General features: G+C 67.8%; 1 pseudogene. It reads left to right on the forward strand.

Features of this window, described 5'->3' with window-relative positions:
• A pseudogene (locus EN925_RS31795) lies at window positions 1-2,469 on the forward strand (calcium-binding protein); the annotation flags it as partial.

Raw genomic sequence — 2,469 nt, forward strand, 5'->3', positions numbered from 1 at the left:
CTGGGGTACATCTCCAAGGCCTCGGGCCAATACAGCACCGCCATTGGCGCAAACGCCACCGCCACAGCCACGTCCAGCACGGCGATCGGCCAGAACTCGCTTGCGGCTGGCGTTCAGGCGACTGCTGTTGGTGTAGGCGCCAATGCCGTCGCCCAGAACGCGCTCGCGCTGGGCGCCGGCTCTGCTGCTGGCAATGCGGGCGACGTGGCGCTCGGCTCAGGCAGTGTCACCGACGTCGCCGTCGGCACGCCCAGCACCGTGATCAATGGCACCACCTACGCCTTCCAGGGCACCAACCCGACCTCGACGGTCAGCGTCGGCGCGGTCGGCGCCGAACGCACCATCACCAACGTCGCCGCCGGACGGATCAGTTCGACGTCGACCGATGCCATCAACGGTTCGCAGCTCGCCGCCACCAACCAGGCCGTCGACGCCATCGGCACCACGCTCAGCACCATCGGCGGTTCCGTCACCAATCTCGGCAACACGTTCAACAACATCGCCGGCGACACCTCGACGGCCTATACCGATGCCAACGGCATAGGCATCCGCTACGCCCGCACCAACGAGGCCGGGCTGGCGCAGACCGATTCCTTCGCCCAAGGCGTCGGGTCCACAGCGGTCGGTTACAATGCGACCGCGACCGGCATCAGCGCGCTGTCGCTCGGCCGCGACAGCAAGGCCAGCATCGACGGCAGCGTGGCGCTGGGCTCGGGTTCGATCTCCGATCGCGCGATCGCTCCGGCCACCGGCCAGATCGCGGCCGGTCCGTCCAACTTCATCCAGTACAACACGAGCGACAAGACGCTGCTCGGCGCCGTTTCGGTCGGCGATGTCAACTCCTACCGGCAGATCACCAACGTGGCCGACGGCACGCAGGACCAAGACGCAGTGACGGTGCGCCAGCTCGCCGGCGCCATCGCTGCCGTATCGGTTACCTCGACGAAATACTTCCACGCCAATTCGGCGGCGGGCGACTCGCTCGCGGTCGGCGCGGAATCGGTCGCGGTCGGCCCGACGACTGTCGTCAACGGCGACAATGGCATCGGCATCGGCAATGGCGCCATCGTCGACCTGACAGCGCCCGGCGGAACGGCCATCGGCCAGAACGCCCATGTGTTGCTGGCCGACGGCCTGGCGCTCGGCACCAATTCGCTGGCGTCCGGTGTCCAGTCGGTGGCGCTCGGCGCCGGCGCCCAGAGCACCTTCATCAACAGCGTGGCGCTCGGTGCGCAATCCATCACCACGGTCGGCGCGCAGGCCGGCTACACGGCCTTCGCGCTCGCCGGTCCGCAGACCTCGGTCGGCGAGGTGTCGATCGGCGCCGCCGGGGCCGAACGCAAGCTGACCAATGTCGCAGCGGGTTCGGCCGATACCGACGGCGTCAACGTCTCGCAGTTGCGCGGCGTGACGAAAAACGTCACCGACCTGTTCGGCGGCGTTACCACGATCAATCCCGACGGCTCGATCACCGGCCCGACCTACACTATCCAGGGCAACAACTACTCGACCGTCTATGACGGCCTGACGGCCGTCGACAATGCCCTGACCACCATCAGCAATGGCGGCGGCATCAAATACTTCCACGCCAATTCGACGCTGGCCGACAGCATCGCCGGCGGCACCAACGCGGTGGCGATCGGGCCGGAAAGCGTGGCGAGCGGCGCCGAGAGCGTGGCTGCGGGCCATGGCTCGACGGCTACCGGGGCGGGCGCCGTCGCGCTCGGCCAGGGTGCGCATGCCAACAACGCCAACGATGTGGCGCTCGGCTCCGGCTCGGTGACGCAGACAGCCGTCGGCACCTCCAGCACCGTCATCGGCGGCAAGACCTACACCTTCGCCGGAACGACTCCGACCGGAACCGTCAGCGTCGGCGATGCCGGCGCCGAGCGGACGATCACCAACGTCGCCGCCGGGCGCGTCGATGCCGGCAGCACGGATGCGATCAACGGCTCGCAGCTCTACGCCACCAACACGGCGATCGAGGATTTGAAAGCCGGCGTCGGAAACCTCACCCAGAACGCGGTGACCTATGACGCCCCGGGCGGCGTCAAGTCGAACACCATCACGCTGCAGGGTGGCGACGTCAACGCGCCGGTCGTCATCTCCAATGTCGGCCCCGGCGTCAAAGGGACCGATGCGGTCAATGTCGACCAGATGAACCAGGGCCTGACCGCCGGCAAGAGCTATACGGACAACCGCGTGGCTTACGCTATCGATACGTCCAACGACTACACCGACAAGGTAGCCGCCACGACCCTGCAGCAGGCCAACGACTATACCGACCAGAAGCTCGGCCAGCTCAATTCGGACATCAACGGCATCCGCGACGAGGCCCGGCAGGCGGCCGCGATAGGTCTCGCCGCCGCCTCGCTGCGCTACGACGACCGGCCCGGAAAGCTGAGCGTCGCGGCGGGTGGCGGCCTCTGGCGCGACGCAGGCGCCTTCGCCTTCGGTGCGGGCTACACC

Source organism: Mesorhizobium sp. M7A.F.Ca.US.006.04.2.1, assembly GCF_004022915.1.
Taxonomy (GTDB): domain Bacteria; phylum Pseudomonadota; class Alphaproteobacteria; order Rhizobiales; family Rhizobiaceae; genus Mesorhizobium; species Mesorhizobium ciceri.